Here is a 14,788-nt window from a genome sequence, read left to right on the forward strand (position 1 = left end):
CACCCCGCCCACGCCCCCCCCACCCCCCGCAATACCCCAAAAAAAACACCCCCCGACGCCCCCCCCCTCACGGCGGCGCGCCATTCGTGCTGTGTTATCCCTATTGGGGAGCGTTGAACGTGTCCAAACCTGATGTCTCTTTTTACAACCTTGCCTGGCGATGGCATTTCTATGCAGGGCTGTTCGTCGCGCCGTTCATGATCCTGTTATCGCTGACCGGCATCATTTACCTGTTCAAGCCGCAACTGGACAACCTGATGTACCACGACCTGCTCAGCGTGGCACCGGCCGAGCACCGCCTCACTGCCGACGAGCTGCAACAGCGGGTAAAGAGTGCTTACCCACAGGCAGCCATTGGCAAGTATTTCCCGCCGTTAAACGCCGAGGGCAGTGCGCAGTTTGTGATCAGCGAGCAGGGCCGGGAGGTGAATGTCTTCATTGACCCCTATCGCGGCGAGATTCTTGGCACCCAGGACGCCAAAAAGAACCTGCAGGCGATTGCTCGCGCACTGCATGGCGAGCTGATGATCGGTACGCTGGGTGACCGGCTTGTCGAGCTGGCGGCTGGCTGGGGGATTGTGCTGGTGGTCTCCGGCCTTTATCTATGGTGGCCCCGAGGCCGCTCGGCCGCCGGCGTGTTCTGGCCACGCCTGACCGCCAAGGGGCGCGTGCTGTGGCGTGATCTGCACGCGGTGACGGGTTTCTGGGGTGCGTTGTTGCTGCTGTTCATGCTGTTGAGCGGCATGACCTGGACCGGGCTATGGGGCAAACAATACGCGGCGGTGTGGAACACCTTTCCGGCAGCCATGTGGACAAACGTGCCCAAGTCCGACAAGCAGGCTGGCGAGTTGAACAGTGCCAGCGTGCAGACCGTGCCGTGGGCCATGGAAAATACGCCGATGCCGGTTTCAACCGGCGAGCACGCCGAGCACATGGACCACATGCATATGTCCAGCGCACCGGCAGCGCCAATCGTGTCATTGCAGCGAGTTGTCGACATTGCACGCGCCAGAGAGATCGTACCGGGCTACAGCATCACCCAGCCTAAAACAGCTGATGGCGTGTTCACCGTGTCGGTGTTCGCCGACGACCCGCGCGATGACGCGACGCTGCATATCGATCAGTACACCGGCAAGGTGCTGGCCGACGTGCGCTACGTCGATTACAGCGCAGTGTCCAAGGCCACCGAGCTGGGCGTGATGCTGCATGAAGGCAAATTTTTCGGCTGGATCAATCAGTTGCTGATCCTGCTGGTCTGCCTGATGGTACTGCTCAGCTCGGTCAGTGGGCTGGTGATCTGGTGGAAGCGCCGACCTCGGAGCGGGCTGGGTGTACCGCCATTGCGCCACGACCTGCCACGCTGGAAAACCGCGACAGTGGTCATGATTGCCCTGGGCGTCATATTCCCTCTGGTGGGTATTTCGATGCTGATTGTCTGGGTGCTTGATCGAATAGTGCTTTCACGCTTTGCCAAAACAGTGGCAACAGCTTAGATTGCTCGCTGCGGGGCCTGAAACCATTGAGTGGCGTTGTGATGAATTCCTCCTCATACCCGGTTTCAGGTCCCGCCCTGCCTCGATTCGCTCCTGCCACCCGAACCTTCCTACCGATTAGATCGCCAATGCTGCCTTCCCCGACCTGCGCTGGCCGATAGCGGTGCGCCGTCAGCCCTGACTACAAGGACCACTTCAGTCAGCCGGATATCGAAAGCCGTACTTACCTCACGCGCTTTATCGACAAGCAACTGGATAAAGTGCTGAAACAGCCATCCGTAATGCCCGAGCACAACTGACCAGCCTGACAACTGCCTGGCCTGCATCCTTGCAGGAAGCAAACAGCGCTGAGCGTTTGAAGTTCGAGTCGCGTGCAACTGGGTGCGACAACACGGGTCAACGGCCAGCTGTTCGTCTGGTTCGATGCTCCCGAGCGACTCGTTGACCAGACCTACGATCTTTACACCGGAGCACAGGAGTTCTGGGTATGAGGCGCTTGGCCGTTTGAACACAAAGACAGTAGAGACAATCCTGGTATTTCATGGCCCGCACCATTGCAGCGCATAGCGCACGCCCTCTTCCTGCCCCTGTTCCAGGTTGGTGCGCATACCCTTTACTGCGCGACACATTCGTTCCGTTTTGCGACGCGCTTACGTTGGCCCAGACCTTGCTAAAGCCTGAAAGAGCAACGTAATGCACCGCCGCAGACCCATCAAAAAAATGAACCAAGGGAGCTAGTCAATGAAGCGTCGCAGCCTGATCAAAGCCTTTACCCTGTCCGCATCGATCGCCGCCATGGGGCTGACCTGGACCGTTCAGGCTGCCGAAACCATCAAGGTCGGTATTCTGCATTCGTTGTCCGGGACCATGGCGATCTCCGAGACATCGCTCAAAGACATGGCCTTGATGACTATTGACGAAATCAACGCCAAAGGCGGCGTCAACGGCAAGATGCTCGAAGCAGTGGTTGTCGACCCGGCTTCCAACTGGCCACTGTTCGCCGAAAAAGGCCGCCAGTTGCTGACCCAGGACAAGGTGGCGGTGGTCTTCGGTTGCTGGACATCGGTGTCGCGCAAATCGGTGCTGCCGGTCTTTGAGGAACTCAACGGCTTGCTGTTCTACCCTGTGCAGTACGAAGGCGAAGAGATGTCGCCCAACGTGTTCTACACCGGTGCCGCGCCTAACCAACAGGCGATCCCTGCGGTCGAGTACGTAATGAGTGAAGAAGGCGGTTCGGCCAAGCGCTTCTTCCTGCTCGGCACCGACTATGTCTACCCACGTACCACCAACAAGATTCTGCGTGCATTCCTGCACTCCAAAGGTGTAGCGGATAAAGACATCGAAGAGGTCTACACCCCGTTCGGTCACTCCGACTATCAAACCATCGTGGCCAACATCAAGAAGTTCTCTGCGGGTGGCAAGACAGCGGTTATCTCCACCGTGAACGGCGATTCCAACGTACCGTTCTACAAGGAACTGGCCAACCAGGGCCTGAAAGCCACCGACGTACCGGTTGTAGCGTTTTCGGTAGGCGAAGAAGAACTGCGCGGCATCGACACCAAACCACTGGTAGGCCACCTCGCCGCCTGGAACTATTTCCAGTCGGTGGAAAACCCGGTCAACAAGAAGTTCGTCGCTGACTGGACTGCCTACGCCAAAAAGAAAAACCTGCCAGGCGCTGACAAAGCGGTAACCAACGACCCGATGGAAGCTACTTACGTCGGTATTCACATGTGGGCACAGGCAGTCGAGAAAGCCAAAACCACTGACGTGGACAAGGTACGCGAGGCAATGGCCGGACAAACCTTCGCAGCACCGTCGGGATTCACCCTGACCATGGACAAAACCAACCACCACTTGCACAAGCCGGTAATGATTGGCGAAGTGGAGGACAACGGTCAGTTCAACGTCGTCTGGCAGACCAAAGAGCCGATCCGCGCCCAGCCATGGAGCCCCTACATTCCTGGCAACGACAAAAAGCCTGATCATCCCGTGAAGAGCAACTGACCTTCGATTGATGATGATCGCTCCCACGCTCCAGCGTGGGAGCGCAGTTCTGGACGCTCTGCGTCCGATCCTGAGCGCGCGGCTCGGTGCATGATTGACGCAGAGCGTCACGAAAGGCATCCCACGCAGAGCGTGACGAACGAGCAGTGTCAGGGCAAACAGCCACGAGCGCTTTGTGGAACGCCACAACAGATCAAGGCCATATTGATATGCCTTCTTATCTCTACCGTATGATCCTCGCCATCAGCCTGCTGCTGCCCCTCGCAGCTCAGGCCGGCGATGCCAGTGATTTTGTCGCAGCCAGTTCTGCGCAACAGGCAGAACTGCTGGAGAGCTGGGCAGCCAAGCCGACAACCGAACGCGTCGAACTGCTTGAAGCTCTGCGCGATGGCCGTGTTGCCGCCGACAGCAGCAAGCGCGCCTGGATCGAAAACAACGATCAATACGTGCCGGTCGATGCACAAGCCCCCGCAGCAGCCGACGCCCCAAACCCTGACGAACCGCGCAAACTGCGCCTGAACAACCGGCTGCGTGGTCTGGTTGAAACAGCGCTGGCCAGCCACCAGTTGCTGGCAGCCGATACGCAACTGCGCATGGCAGCAGCCCTGCAATTGCAAAAAAGCGCTCGCCCTGCACAACTGGAACTGCTGACCGAACGTGTCGCCAGCGAAACCGATTCCAGCGTCAAAAGCGCGCTGACCCTGGCGCTGGCCAACCTGCAAATGGTCGACTCCAGCCCGACAGTACGTCTGGCTGCCGTGCGACTGCTGGGTGAAACCGGTGACCCGCTGGCGCGTACCCGTCTTGAATCATTGCTGGCGCCCGGCGTGGAAACCGACGCTTCGGTACGCGTGGCGGCTGAAACCAGCCTGGCACAGGTGAAGCGCAAGCTGATGATCGGTGAAATCCTCGGTCAGGCGTTCAGCGGCATGTCGCTGGGGTCGATCCTGCTGCTGGCGGCACTGGGCCTGGCGATCACCTTCGGCCTGCTTGGGGTGATCAACATGGCCCATGGCGAGATGCTGATGCTGGGGGCCTATTCAACCTATGTCGTGCAACTGATGCTGCAGCGCTACGCGCCAGGTGCCATCGAATACTATCCGCTGATCGCGCTGCCGGTGGCGTTCTTCGTCACCGCCGCTATCGGCATGGCCCTGGAACGCACAGTGATTCGTCACTTGTATGGCCGCCCACTGGAAACCCTGCTCGCCACCTGGGGCATCAGCCTGATGCTGATTCAGGCCGTGCGTCTGGCCTTCGGCGCGCAGAACGTTGAAGTCGCCAACCCGCAATGGCTGTCTGGCGGTATCCAGGTGTTGCCTAACCTGGTATTGCCCTACAACCGCATCGTAATCATCGCCTTCGCGCTGTTCGTGGTCGTACTGACCTGGCTGCTGCTGAACAAGACCCGATTGGGGTTGAACGTGCGCGCCGTGACCCAGAACCGCAACATGGCCGCCTGCTGCGGCGTGCCGACCGGGCGCATCGACATGATGGCATTCGGTCTGGGTTCGGGTATTGCAGGTCTGGGCGGCGTCGCCCTGAGCCAGATCGGCAACGTCGGCCCCGACCTTGGCCAAAGCTACATCATCGACTCATTCCTGGTGGTGGTGCTCGGTGGTGTCGGGCAGCTGGCCGGTAGCGTGATGGCGGCCTTCGGGCTGGGCATCGCCAACAAGATTCTCGAACCGCAAATCGGCGCTGTATTGGGCAAGATCCTGATCCTGGCGCTGATCATTCTGTTTATCCAGAAACGTCCGCAAGGCCTCTTCGCATTGAAAGGACGGGTGATCGACTGATGAGCCAGCCATTGATGGTAACTGCCGCGCAAAAAGTCGGGCCCAAGGGCACGCTGACCGCAGGCATTGTGATATTGGCTGTGCTGTTGGCACTGCCGTTGCTGTCGTTGTTGCCTGCCGATAACAGCTTTCAGGTATCGGCCTACACCCTGACCCTGGTGGGCAAGATCCTCTGCTACGCCATTGTCGCCCTGGCGCTGGATCTGGTCTGGGGCTATGCCGGACTATTGTCGCTGGGCCACGGCCTGTTCTTCGCGCTGGGCGGTTATGCCATGGGCATGTACCTGATGCGCGAGGCCGCAGGCGACGGTTTGCCTGCGTTCATGACTTTCCTGTCGTGGACCGAACTGCCGTGGTACTGGGCAGGCACCGACAATTTCCTCTGGGCGCTGTGCCTGGTGGTCCTGGCGCCGGGGTTGCTGGCGCTGGTGTTTGGTTTCTTCGCCTTCCGCTCGCGGATCAAGGGCGTGTATTTCTCGATCATGACCCAGGCCCTGACGTTTGCCGGCATGCTGCTGTTCTTTCGCAACGAGACCGGCTTTGGCGGTAACAACGGGTTTACCAACTTTCGCAGCATTCTGGGTTTCAGCATCAGTTCCCAAGGAACCAGAGCGACGCTGTTTCTGGCGACGGTCGTGTTGCTGGTTGCCAGCCTGTACATCGGCTGGCGTCTGGCGCAGAGCAAGTTCGGCCGGGTTCTGACGGCGTTGCGTGATGCGGAAAACCGCCTGATGTTCTGCGGTTACGATCCGCGCGGCTTCAAGCTGTTTGTCTGGGTCTTGAGCGCCGTGCTGTGCGGCCTGGCCGGGGCCCTGTATGTGCCGCAGGTCGGCATCATCAACCCCAGCGAAATGTCCCCGACCAACTCCATCGAAGCTGCGGTTTGGGTAGCATTGGGCGGCCGTGGCACGTTGATCGGCCCGTTGTTGGGCGCGGGTCTGGTGAATGGCATGAAAAGCTGGTTCACCGTGGCTTTCCCGGAATACTGGCTGTTCTTTCTCGGCGCGCTGTTCATCATCGTCACGCTGTACCTGCCCAAGGGCGTGATCGGCTTGCTGAAGAAAAGGAGCGAGCAATGAAAACCACTCCTACCCCGTCGTTCATGCTTGAACCGGTTCTGGCACCCAACTCCGATGCAGGCACCAGCCGCGATGCGGTAGGCCTCGGCAAAAGCGCTGGCAAAGGGCTGAACACGCGGCACGGCACGATCCTGACGCTGGAAGACATCAGCGTCAGCTTCGACGGCTTCAAGGCACTGAACGACCTGAATCTGTACATCGGCGTGGGCGAACTGCGTTGCATCATCGGTCCCAACGGCGCTGGCAAGACCACGCTGATGGACGTCATCACCGGCAAGACCCGCCCCAGCCACGGCAAGGCCTGGTTCGGTGAAACGCTGGACCTGACGCAGATGAGCGAAGTGCAGATCGCTCAGGCCGGGATTGGCCGAAAATTCCAGAAGCCGACGGTGTTCGAAGCCTTGAGCGTATTCGAGAACCTCGAACTGGCGCAAAAGACCGACAAATCGGTATGGGCCAGTTTGCGTGCACGGTTGAGCGGCGAACAGCAGGACCGGATACACGAAGTGCTGGAAACCATTCGCCTGACCACCTCCATGCACCGTCCGGCAGGCTTGCTGTCCCACGGCCAGAAGCAGTTTCTGGAGATCGGCATGCTGCTGGTTCAGGACCCGCAACTGCTGCTGCTCGACGAGCCGGTGGCGGGCATGACCGACGCCGAAACCGAATTTACCGCCGAGCTGTTCAAGGGCCTGGCCGGCAAGCATTCGCTGATGGTGGTCGAGCATGACATGGGCTTCGTCGGCTCGATTGCCGACCACGTCACCGTGCTGCATCAGGGCAGTGTATTGGCCGAAGGCTCGCTGAACGACGTGCAGGCCGACGAACGCGTAATCGAAGTGTATTTAGGGCGCTGACGCAACGAACTGATCGGCGCGCGGCACGGAAATACCTGTCCAGACGCCCCGCGTCCCAACATTACGATTACGCTGCAACCGACGAGAACATTCACCATGCTCCAGGTCGAAAAGCTTCATCAGTATTACGGTGGCAGCCACATTCTTCGTGGTCTGTCGTTTGATGTGAAGGTCGGTGAAGTCACCTGCCTGCTGGGCCGCAATGGCGTAGGCAAGACCACGCTGTTGCGTGTGCTGATGGGCTTGTTGCCGTCGAAGGAAGGCTCGGTGCAATGGGAAGGCAAGACCATCACCCAGTTCAAGACGCATCAGCGGGTGCATGCCGGGATTGCTTACGTGCCGCAAGGCCGGGAAATCTTCGGCCGGCTGACGGTCGAGGAAAACCTGTTGATGGGCCTGTCACGTTTTCCGGGCTCCGAAGCCAAGGAAGTGCCGGCATTTATCTACGAGCTGTTCCCGGTGCTGCTGCAGATGAAACATCGGCGTGGCGGCGATCTGTCCGGCGGTCAGCAGCAGCAATTGGCGATAGGCCGGGCACTGGCGAGTCGTCCACGCTTGCTGATTCTCGACGAGCCTACCGAAGGTATTCAGCCCTCGGTGATCAAGGAGATCGGCGCAGTGATCAAAAAACTGGCCGAGCGCGGCGACATGGCGATTCTGCTGGTCGAGCAGTTCTACGACTTCGCGGCGGAACTGGCCGATCAATACCTGGTGATGTCGCGGGGAGAAATCGTCCAGCAGGGCCGTGGCGAGAACATGGAGACCGACGGGGTTCGCGGTCTGGTGACTATTTAATTAATGCGCCAATCCGTTATCGTGCCGCACTCGACAAGCCAATGAAGACACCATGAATCTGCCTGCCAACACCGCCCTTTTCACCCCCAGCTGGCATGCCGAGCTGGAATTGGGTTATGGCCGTTTCGATGACTGCACACGCCCGACCCAACGGCGCCACAAAGGACCGCTGCGGGTGCAAAAGCATCTGTATGCCGAAGGGCCGCAGGTGTGCCAGCACATCATCGTTCACCCACCGGGCGGTATCGCCGGGGGAGACCGGCTGGATATTTCGGCCACGGTCGGTGCCGATGCCTGGGCACAACTGACCAGCCCCGGCGCAGCGAAATGGTATCGCGCCGCCAGCCCGGCCTTTCAGCAACTTGAACTGCACGTCCACCCCGGCGCGACACTGGAATGGCTGCCGCAGGAAACCATCGTCTTCAGCAATGCCCAGGCAGAACTCACCACCCGCATAGAACTGCACGGTGACGCGAAGCTATGCTACTGGGATGTAGTAGCACTGGGCCGTCCGGCCAGCGGCGAGTGTTTCGAGCAGGGGCATTTTCAGTCGCATCTGGATATCCGTCGCGACGGCACATTGCTCTGGCACGAACGGCAACGCATCATCGGTGGCGACGGGCTGCTGGACTCGCCCATCGGTCTGGACGGCAAAACGGTATTCGCCACCCTGCTACTGACCGGTGAAGTGAGCAGCGATCTGCTTGAGGCCTGTCGCTCGCTGTCGATGCCCAACCCGGTACGCGGTGATCTGACCCAATTGCCGGGCCTTGTAGTGGCTCGCTGCCTGGCAGACGAAGCATTGCACGCGAGGGCCTGGCTGATACAAATCTGGAAATACCTGCGCCCTGCCCTGCTGGGACGCGAGGCAGTAACGCCAAGAATCTGGAACACCTGATTGATGACTGGACGCTCTGCATTCCAGGCTACACCCTCGGCGCTGATGCACTCAGCGTGGTACATAAGTCCTGAAAAGCCCGAAAATCGGGGCTTTTAGCGCTTCTGCCCGCAGGGCGTGGGAGCGAACTTGTTCGCGAAGACAATGTTTTAGGCGCTGCATTTTCGGCGACTACACCGGCCCCTTCGCGAACAAGTTCGCTCCCACGGCCTTCGGCCAGAACCCAAAACAGACTTATACATAACAATGAGGGCTCAAGCCTGGGAACGATCAACCACCGAATTTGAAGACACGGAAACCCCATGGACCTGACACCACGCGAAAAAGACAAGCTGCTGATCTTCACCGCCGGACTGGTTGCCGAACGGCGTCTGGCGCGCGGCGTGAAGCTCAATTATCCGGAAGCCATGGCTTACATCTCTGCGGCACTGCTGGAAGGCGCGCGTGACGGGCAGACCGTCGCTGACCTCATGCACTACGGCACGACCCTGCTGACCCGCGATCAGGTCATGGAGGGCATTGCGGAGATGATCCCGGAGATTCAGGTGGAAGCCACCTTCCCGGACGGCACCAAACTGGTCACCGTGCATCAGCCGATTGCCTGAAGGAGTGATCATGCAAGACGTGATTCGCGATGCCCTGCCGGTCGATCTGCCAGGCATTCTGGCCATCTACAACGACGCAGTGCTCAACACCACGGCTATCTGGAATGAACAACCGGTCGACCTGGCCAACCGCCAGGCCTGGTACGCAGCTCGCCAGAGTCAGGCGTATCCAATTCTGGTGGCCGTCGATTACGCAGGCGAAGTGCTCGGCTATTCATCGTTTGGCGACTGGCGTCCCTTCGAAGGGTTTCGCCATACGGTGGAGCATTCGGTCTATGTTCGCGCAGACCAGCGCGGCAAGGGGCTGGGGCCGCAACTGATGGCATCGCTGATCGAACGGGCCAGAGCCTGCGACAAGCACATGATGATAGCCGCCATCGAAAGCGGCAACGCGGCCTCCATCGCCCTGCATGAACGCCTTGGCTTTCAGACCACCGGACAAATGCCGCAAGTCGGCACCAAGTTCGGCCGCTGGCTGGACCTGACCTTCATGCAACTGGATTTGTCGCCCGGTGTTCCGGCACCCGCGTCACAAGCACCCAAGCCCCTCTAGAGAGCACGCCATGAACCATGCACAACTGCGACGTGTTACCGCTGAAAGCTTCGCCCATTATCGCCATGGCCTGGCGCAGTTGCTGTTCGAAACGGTTCACGGCGGCGCATCGGTGGGGTTCATGGCTGATCTGGATATGCCGCAAGCGTACGCCTGGTGCGATGGCCTGAAGGCCGATATCGCCGCGAGCAGTCTGCTGCTGTGGGTGGTGGCCGAAGACGATAACGTGCTGGCCAGCGCGCAGTTGTCACTGTGCCAGAAGCCCAATGGCCTGAACCGCGCCGAAGTGCAGAAACTGATGGTGCTGCCCAGCGCCAGAGGTCGTGGTCTGGGCAGGCAACTGATGGACGAAGTCGAGCAGGTTGCAGTGAAACACAAGCGCGGGTTGCTGCACCTGGACACCGAGGCGGGCTCGGTGGCTGAAGCGTTCTATAGCGCGCTGGCCTACACCCGCGTCGGCGAACTGCCAGGCTACTGCGCCACACCGGACGGTCGACTTCACCCGACCGCCATTTATTTCAAAACCTTGGGGCAACCGACATGATCCCTGGTCAATACCAGATCCAGCCCGGCGATATCGAACTCAACGCCGGACGCCGCACCCTCAGCCTGACCGTCGCCAACAGCGGCGACCGGCCGATTCAGGTGGGCTCGCATTTCCACTTTTTCGAAACCAATGACGCACTGACCTTCGATCGCGCCGCCAGCCGAGGCATGCGCCTGAATATTCCCGCCGGCACCGCAGTGCGCTTCGAACCGGGCCAGTCCCGTGAAGTCGAGCTTGTGGACCTGGCCGGATTGCGCAAGGTGTACGGCTTTGCCGGACGGGTAATGGGCAATCTGGATTGAAGCCTTTTTGAATATCGTTCCGACGCTCCGTGGGAATGCAGTTGGTGACGCAGGGCGTCGCCGGATGCATGCCAACGCGGAGCATTGGCACGAGAATCAGTCAGGTTTGCGTACAACGATGCATAAGGAATCACCATGAAGATTTCCAGACAAGCCTACGCCGACATGTTCGGCCCCACCGTTGGCGACAAGGTTCGGCTGGCGGATACCGAGCTGTGGATCGAGGTCGAAAAGGACTTCACCACCTATGGCGAAGAAGTGAAATTCGGCGGTGGCAAGGTCATCCGTGACGGCATGGGCCAGGGCCAATTGATGGCCGCTGACGTGGTCGACACGCTGATCACCAACGCCCTGATCATCGACCATTGGGGCATCGTCAAAGCGGATGTCGGCATCAAGAATGGGCGCATCGCAGCCATCGGCAAGGCCGGGAACCCGGACATCCAGCCAGACGTGACCATTGCGGTCGGCGCGGCCACCGAAGTCATTGCCGGTGAAGGCATGATCCTCACCGCTGGCGGCGTCGACACGCACATCCACTTCATCTGCCCACAGCAGATCGAAGAAGCGCTGATGAGCGGCGTGACCACGATGATCGGCGGCGGCACCGGCCCTGCCACTGGCACCAACGCCACCACAGTCACGCCCGGTCCTTGGCACATGGCGCGCATGCTCCAGGCTTCGGATTCGTTTCCGATGAACATCGGCTTCACCGGCAAGGGCAACGTCAGCCTGCCCGGTCCGCTGATCGAGCAGGTCAAGGCGGGCGCTATCGGTCTGAAGCTGCACGAGGACTGGGGCACCACGCCTGCGGCCATCGACAACTGCCTGAGCGTTGCCGATGAATACGACGTGCAGGTCGCGATTCACAGCGACACGCTGAATGAGTCAGGTTTCGTCGAAACCACCCTCGCCGCATTCAAGAACCGCACCATCCACACCTACCACACTGAAGGCGCAGGTGGCGGCCACGCGCCGGATATCATCAAGGCCTGTGGTTCACCGAATGTGCTGCCCAGCTCGACCAACCCGACCCGGCCCTTCACCCGTAACACCATCGACGAACACCTGGACATGCTCATGGTCTGCCACCACCTGGACCCGAGCATCGCCGAAGACGTGGCCTTCGCGGAAAGCCGCATCCGCCGCGAAACCATCGCCGCCGAGGACATTCTTCACGACCTGGGCGCCTTTTCGATGCTCAGTTCCGACAGCCAGGCCATGGGCAGGGTTGGCGAAGTGATCATGCGCACCTGGCAAACCGCCGACAAGATGAAGAAACAACGCGGCCCCCTGCCGCAGGACGGTCCCGGCAACGACAACTTCCGCGCCAAGCGCTACATCGCCAAATACACCATCAACCCGGCGATCACCCATGGCATCAGCCATGAAGTGGGCTCCGTCGAAGTCGGCAAGTGGGCGGACCTGGTGCTGTGGCGTCCGGCGTTCTTCGGTGTCAAACCGACCCTGATTCTCAAGGGCGGCGCCATTGCCGCCAGCCTGATGGGCGACGCCAACGCTTCGATCCCGACCCCGCAACCGGTTCACTACCGCCCGATGTTCGCCAGCTACGGCAGCTCGCTGCATGCCACCAGCATGACCTTTATCAGCCAGGCAGCATTCGACGCAGGCGTACCGGCGTCACTGGGCCTGAAGAAGCAGATCGGTGTGGTCAAAGGTTGTCGCACCGTGCAGAAGAAAGACCTGATCCACAACGACTACCTGCCGGACATCGAAGTCGACCCACAGACCTATCAGGTCAAGGCCGACGGCGTGCTGCTGTGGTGCGAACCGGCCGATGTGCTGCCGATGGCACAGCGGTATTTTCTGTTCTAGCAAAGCGCTCGAAAGTGGGGGGCTCTTGTTGAGCCCCTGCTGCTCGACGTACAAACTGGATTAAAGCCCTAAGGCTCAAGACGCCCCAGGAATGTCTCTTTAGAGTTCAGTATCTGCAACGACTGCAGCGAGTCGTTGATGGCGTCGAGCATGCCCAGATCCTGTTCAGTCGATTTACCCTGCAACACCCGATGCAGAGCAAGAAATACGCTGAGTTTGCCTCCAGCCATATAGTCCCGTTTGCTTACTTTTGCATCTGCCAGTATCTCCCCCGCCAGCGCGATCTGCTCTTCGACGAACGCTGCAAACTCTGTCTTCAACATGTTGAATCTCCGGTTATGAGGTGAGTAGCAACTCATCCAGCACTTGCACCATCCGCTCCCTGGTTTGCTGCCCTACAAGGTCTTCCCGTACTCTTTTGCCATCCTTGAAAAAAAACATCGTCGGACCGTGATTTATCTCGTACTCGTTCGAAGTCACGGGGTTCAAAGAGTCTTTGAGATCCGAATCCAGCTCGATCTCTACTCTGATCAGGCTTACCTTTTCGGCGTATTTCTCTTCCAGCGCATCAAAAATGGCATCCATTCTGGCGCTGGCGTTTTGATCACCTCGTTTACTGACTTTCCCTTTCGTCGAGAACTCCACCGCCACAAGCCTGTGGCAGCTGGCATCGACAACCTCTTTCTGGAAGGTTGAATCGGTAGCAGTGATGACACTCATGTTCAGGCCCCTCATTCAATTAATCGCTGATTGAACATAGGCCTGCAAAAAAAGGGCGTCTACTGACAGAAATGACAGTGAACGCCCTGTTTGTCGCGTCATGCAAAGGAGGTAATATGCGCCCATCTTCCGTCACGCTCCTCCAACAAGGTAGTCGGCCATGCGCCTTTCCGAGTTCATCGTTGTTCATGTGGATCGCATTGTCGATGAATGGGAAGACTTCGCCAGGACTCTGAAACCTGCCGCCGACTCGATGAGCAAGCTGGAGCTGCGCGATCACGCCAAATCGATTCTGCTCGCAGCTGCACGGGACATGAAAACCGCGCAGAGCAAAATCGAGGAGATTGCCAAGGCCAGAGGCGAGGAGCTTAACAAGACGCCAAGCCTGGACGAGGCCGCCAGCAGCCACGGCGAGTTGCGCCATGAGGTCGGCTTTGATCTGGTGCAGATGACTTCGGAATTCCGCCACCTGCGCGCCAGCGTTATCCGTTTATGGGTAGAAAGCCTTGCAGCACCACAGCTGGCAGATTTTCAGGACGTGATTCGTTTCAACGAGGCCATTGACGAAGCACTTGCCGAGTCCACTGCCGCCTATGCCGAACGGGTAGGCCGCTCGCGGGACATCTTCCTCGCCATTCTGGGTCATGACCTGCGCGCGCCGCTTCAGGCCGTCAGCATGTCCGCCGAGTTGCTGGCGCGCAAAATAGCGCAGGATGAGAAAACCCATTCATATATCTCGCGCATTCAGATGAGCACTCGTCACATGGGCGCGATGGTCAGCGATCTGCTTGAGTTTGTGCGCAGCCGTCTGGGCGCGGGCCTGCCGGTGGAGCGTAAGTACATGGACCTGGCGCATGCCTGTCGCGAAGCCATCGAGGAAGCCTGCGCCGGACATCCCGGCGCTGTTCCGGTTCTGGAAGTCGAGGGCGACACAAAGGGCAACTGGGACGCCGCGCGGATGGGCCAACTGCTGCAGAACCTGATCGGCAACGCCATGCAGCATGGCGCGGCCGCCCACGAGATCAGGCTCAGGATCAGCGGCAATCAGAACACTGTCGAGCTGATTGTGCATAACGAAGGCAAGCCGATTGCCGAAGACGCAATAGGTACCATCTTCGACCCGCTGGTGCGCAGCACCCATGAGGACAGCGACACGCGCAACACCACTACCAGCCTCGGGCTGGGCCTGTTTATCGTCAAGGAAGTGGTCAACGCCCACAGCGGCAGCATCACCGTCACCTCGACCATAAACGAAGGCACCACGTTTACTGTGGTACTGCCCAGAACCTGACTCAGG

At 59.4% G+C, this 14,788-nt stretch carries 15 protein-coding genes; 13 read left to right on the plus strand and 2 right to left on the minus strand.

Annotated features, from left to right (window positions below; all coding sequences use genetic code 11):
* The first annotated feature begins 119 nt into the window (after positions 1-119).
* The 12 genes from RYB09_RS10030 to ureC all read left to right on the plus strand — a co-directional run bounded on the left by RYB09_RS10030 (position 120) and on the right by ureC (position 12,771).
* Entirely contained in the window at positions 120-1,493 is a 1,374-nt protein-coding gene (locus RYB09_RS10030; protein ID WP_058402701.1) for a PepSY-associated TM helix domain-containing protein, read from the plus strand.
* Between the two features lie 741 nt (positions 1,494-2,234).
* Positions 2,235-3,500 (plus strand): urea ABC transporter substrate-binding protein, encoded by a 1,266-nt coding sequence (gene urtA, locus RYB09_RS10035; RefSeq protein WP_002555394.1) that lies wholly within the window; start codon positions 2,235-2,237, stop codon positions 3,498-3,500.
* 209 nt (positions 3,501-3,709) lie between these two features.
* Complete coding sequence (gene urtB / locus RYB09_RS10040) at positions 3,710-5,299, plus strand: urea ABC transporter permease subunit UrtB (RefSeq protein ID WP_058402641.1); 1,590 nt, start codon at positions 3,710-3,712, stop codon at positions 5,297-5,299.
* Complete coding sequence (gene urtC / locus RYB09_RS10045) at positions 5,299-6,378, plus strand: urea ABC transporter permease subunit UrtC (protein ID WP_058402642.1); 1,080 nt, start codon at positions 5,299-5,301, stop codon at positions 6,376-6,378. Before urtB ends, urtC begins: the two co-directional genes overlap by 1 nt.
* Positions 6,375-7,235: an urea ABC transporter ATP-binding protein UrtD gene (urtD, locus tag RYB09_RS10050; RefSeq protein ID WP_058402643.1), complete on the plus strand. Its 861-nt coding sequence runs from the start codon at positions 6,375-6,377 to the stop codon at positions 7,233-7,235. Before urtC ends, urtD begins: the two co-directional genes overlap by 4 nt.
* A 96-nt stretch (positions 7,236-7,331) precedes the next feature.
* Positions 7,332-8,030 carry an urea ABC transporter ATP-binding subunit UrtE gene (gene urtE, locus RYB09_RS10055; RefSeq protein ID WP_003368879.1) on the plus strand — a complete coding sequence of 233 codons (699 nt, stop codon included), beginning with the start codon at positions 7,332-7,334 and terminating at the stop codon, positions 8,028-8,030.
* 52 nt (positions 8,031-8,082) lie between these two features.
* Entirely contained in the window at positions 8,083-8,928 is an 846-nt protein-coding gene (locus tag RYB09_RS10060; protein WP_122259638.1) for an urease accessory protein UreD, read from the plus strand.
* 302 nt (positions 8,929-9,230) lie between these two features.
* Complete coding sequence (gene ureA / locus RYB09_RS10065) at positions 9,231-9,533, plus strand: urease subunit gamma (protein WP_002555400.1); 303 nt, start codon at positions 9,231-9,233, stop codon at positions 9,531-9,533.
* A 10-nt stretch (positions 9,534-9,543) separates the two neighbouring features.
* On the plus strand, positions 9,544-10,086 hold the full coding sequence (locus tag RYB09_RS10070; protein WP_316888184.1) for an N-acetyltransferase family protein: 543 nt from the start codon (positions 9,544-9,546) through the stop codon (positions 10,084-10,086).
* A 10-nt stretch (positions 10,087-10,096) separates the two neighbouring features.
* Positions 10,097-10,630, plus strand: coding sequence for a tabtoxinine-beta-lactam acetyltransferase Ttr (gene ttr, locus RYB09_RS10075; RefSeq protein ID WP_058408648.1), 534 nt, complete (start codon positions 10,097-10,099; stop codon positions 10,628-10,630).
* Positions 10,627-10,935, plus strand: coding sequence for an urease subunit beta (locus tag RYB09_RS10080; protein ID WP_122259635.1), 309 nt, complete (start codon positions 10,627-10,629; stop codon positions 10,933-10,935). The genes ttr and RYB09_RS10080 overlap by 4 nt, the downstream gene beginning before the upstream one ends.
* Before the next feature lie 135 nt (positions 10,936-11,070).
* Positions 11,071-12,771 carry an urease subunit alpha gene (ureC, locus tag RYB09_RS10085; protein ID WP_058408647.1) on the plus strand — a complete coding sequence of 567 codons (1,701 nt, stop codon included), beginning with the start codon at positions 11,071-11,073 and terminating at the stop codon, positions 12,769-12,771.
* Between the two features lie 68 nt (positions 12,772-12,839).
* Here ureC and RYB09_RS10090 read toward each other — a convergent pair whose 3' ends face one another.
* Positions 12,840-13,094, minus strand: coding sequence for a hypothetical protein (locus RYB09_RS10090; RefSeq protein WP_058402648.1), 255 nt, complete (start codon positions 13,092-13,094; stop codon positions 12,840-12,842).
* Positions 13,095-13,107: 13 nt separating this feature from the next.
* Positions 13,108-13,491 (minus strand): thioredoxin family protein, encoded by a 384-nt coding sequence (locus RYB09_RS10095; protein WP_316888189.1) that lies wholly within the window; start codon positions 13,489-13,491, stop codon positions 13,108-13,110.
* A 160-nt stretch (positions 13,492-13,651) separates the two neighbouring features.
* Here RYB09_RS10095 and RYB09_RS10100 point away from each other — a divergent pair, with 160 nt between their 5' ends.
* On the plus strand, positions 13,652-14,782 hold the full coding sequence (locus RYB09_RS10100; protein ID WP_316888191.1) for a HAMP domain-containing sensor histidine kinase: 1,131 nt from the start codon (positions 13,652-13,654) through the stop codon (positions 14,780-14,782).
* Positions 14,783-14,788: the final 6 nt, after the last annotated feature.

Source organism: Pseudomonas syringae group sp. J254-4, from assembly GCF_032586855.1.
Taxonomy (GTDB): Bacteria; Pseudomonadota; Gammaproteobacteria; order Pseudomonadales; family Pseudomonadaceae; genus Aquipseudomonas; species Aquipseudomonas amygdali.

Coding starts and splice junctions, on each gene's coding strand:
- urtB (WP_058402641.1), top strand. CDS start 3,710: ATGCCTTCTTATCTCTACCGTATGATCCTCGCCATCAGCCTGCTGCTG.
- RYB09_RS10100 (WP_316888191.1), top strand. CDS start 13,652: ATGCGCCTTTCCGAGTTCATCGTTGTTCATGTGGATCGCATTGTCGAT.
- RYB09_RS10090 (WP_058402648.1), bottom strand. CDS start 13,094: ATGTTGAAGACAGAGTTTGCAGCGTTCGTCGAAGAGCAGATCGCGCTG.
- RYB09_RS10080 (WP_122259635.1), top strand. CDS start 10,627: ATGATCCCTGGTCAATACCAGATCCAGCCCGGCGATATCGAACTCAAC.
- ureC (WP_058408647.1), top strand. CDS start 11,071: ATGAAGATTTCCAGACAAGCCTACGCCGACATGTTCGGCCCCACCGTT.
- urtC (WP_058402642.1), top strand. CDS start 5,299: ATGAGCCAGCCATTGATGGTAACTGCCGCGCAAAAAGTCGGGCCCAAG.
- ureA (WP_002555400.1), top strand. CDS start 9,231: ATGGACCTGACACCACGCGAAAAAGACAAGCTGCTGATCTTCACCGCC.
- RYB09_RS10060 (WP_122259638.1), top strand. CDS start 8,083: ATGAATCTGCCTGCCAACACCGCCCTTTTCACCCCCAGCTGGCATGCC.
- urtD (WP_058402643.1), top strand. CDS start 6,375: ATGAAAACCACTCCTACCCCGTCGTTCATGCTTGAACCGGTTCTGGCA.
- ttr (WP_058408648.1), top strand. CDS start 10,097: ATGAACCATGCACAACTGCGACGTGTTACCGCTGAAAGCTTCGCCCAT.
- urtA (WP_002555394.1), top strand. CDS start 2,235: ATGAAGCGTCGCAGCCTGATCAAAGCCTTTACCCTGTCCGCATCGATC.
- RYB09_RS10095 (WP_316888189.1), bottom strand. CDS start 13,491: ATGAGTGTCATCACTGCTACCGATTCAACCTTCCAGAAAGAGGTTGTC.
- urtE (WP_003368879.1), top strand. CDS start 7,332: ATGCTCCAGGTCGAAAAGCTTCATCAGTATTACGGTGGCAGCCACATT.
- RYB09_RS10070 (WP_316888184.1), top strand. CDS start 9,544: ATGCAAGACGTGATTCGCGATGCCCTGCCGGTCGATCTGCCAGGCATT.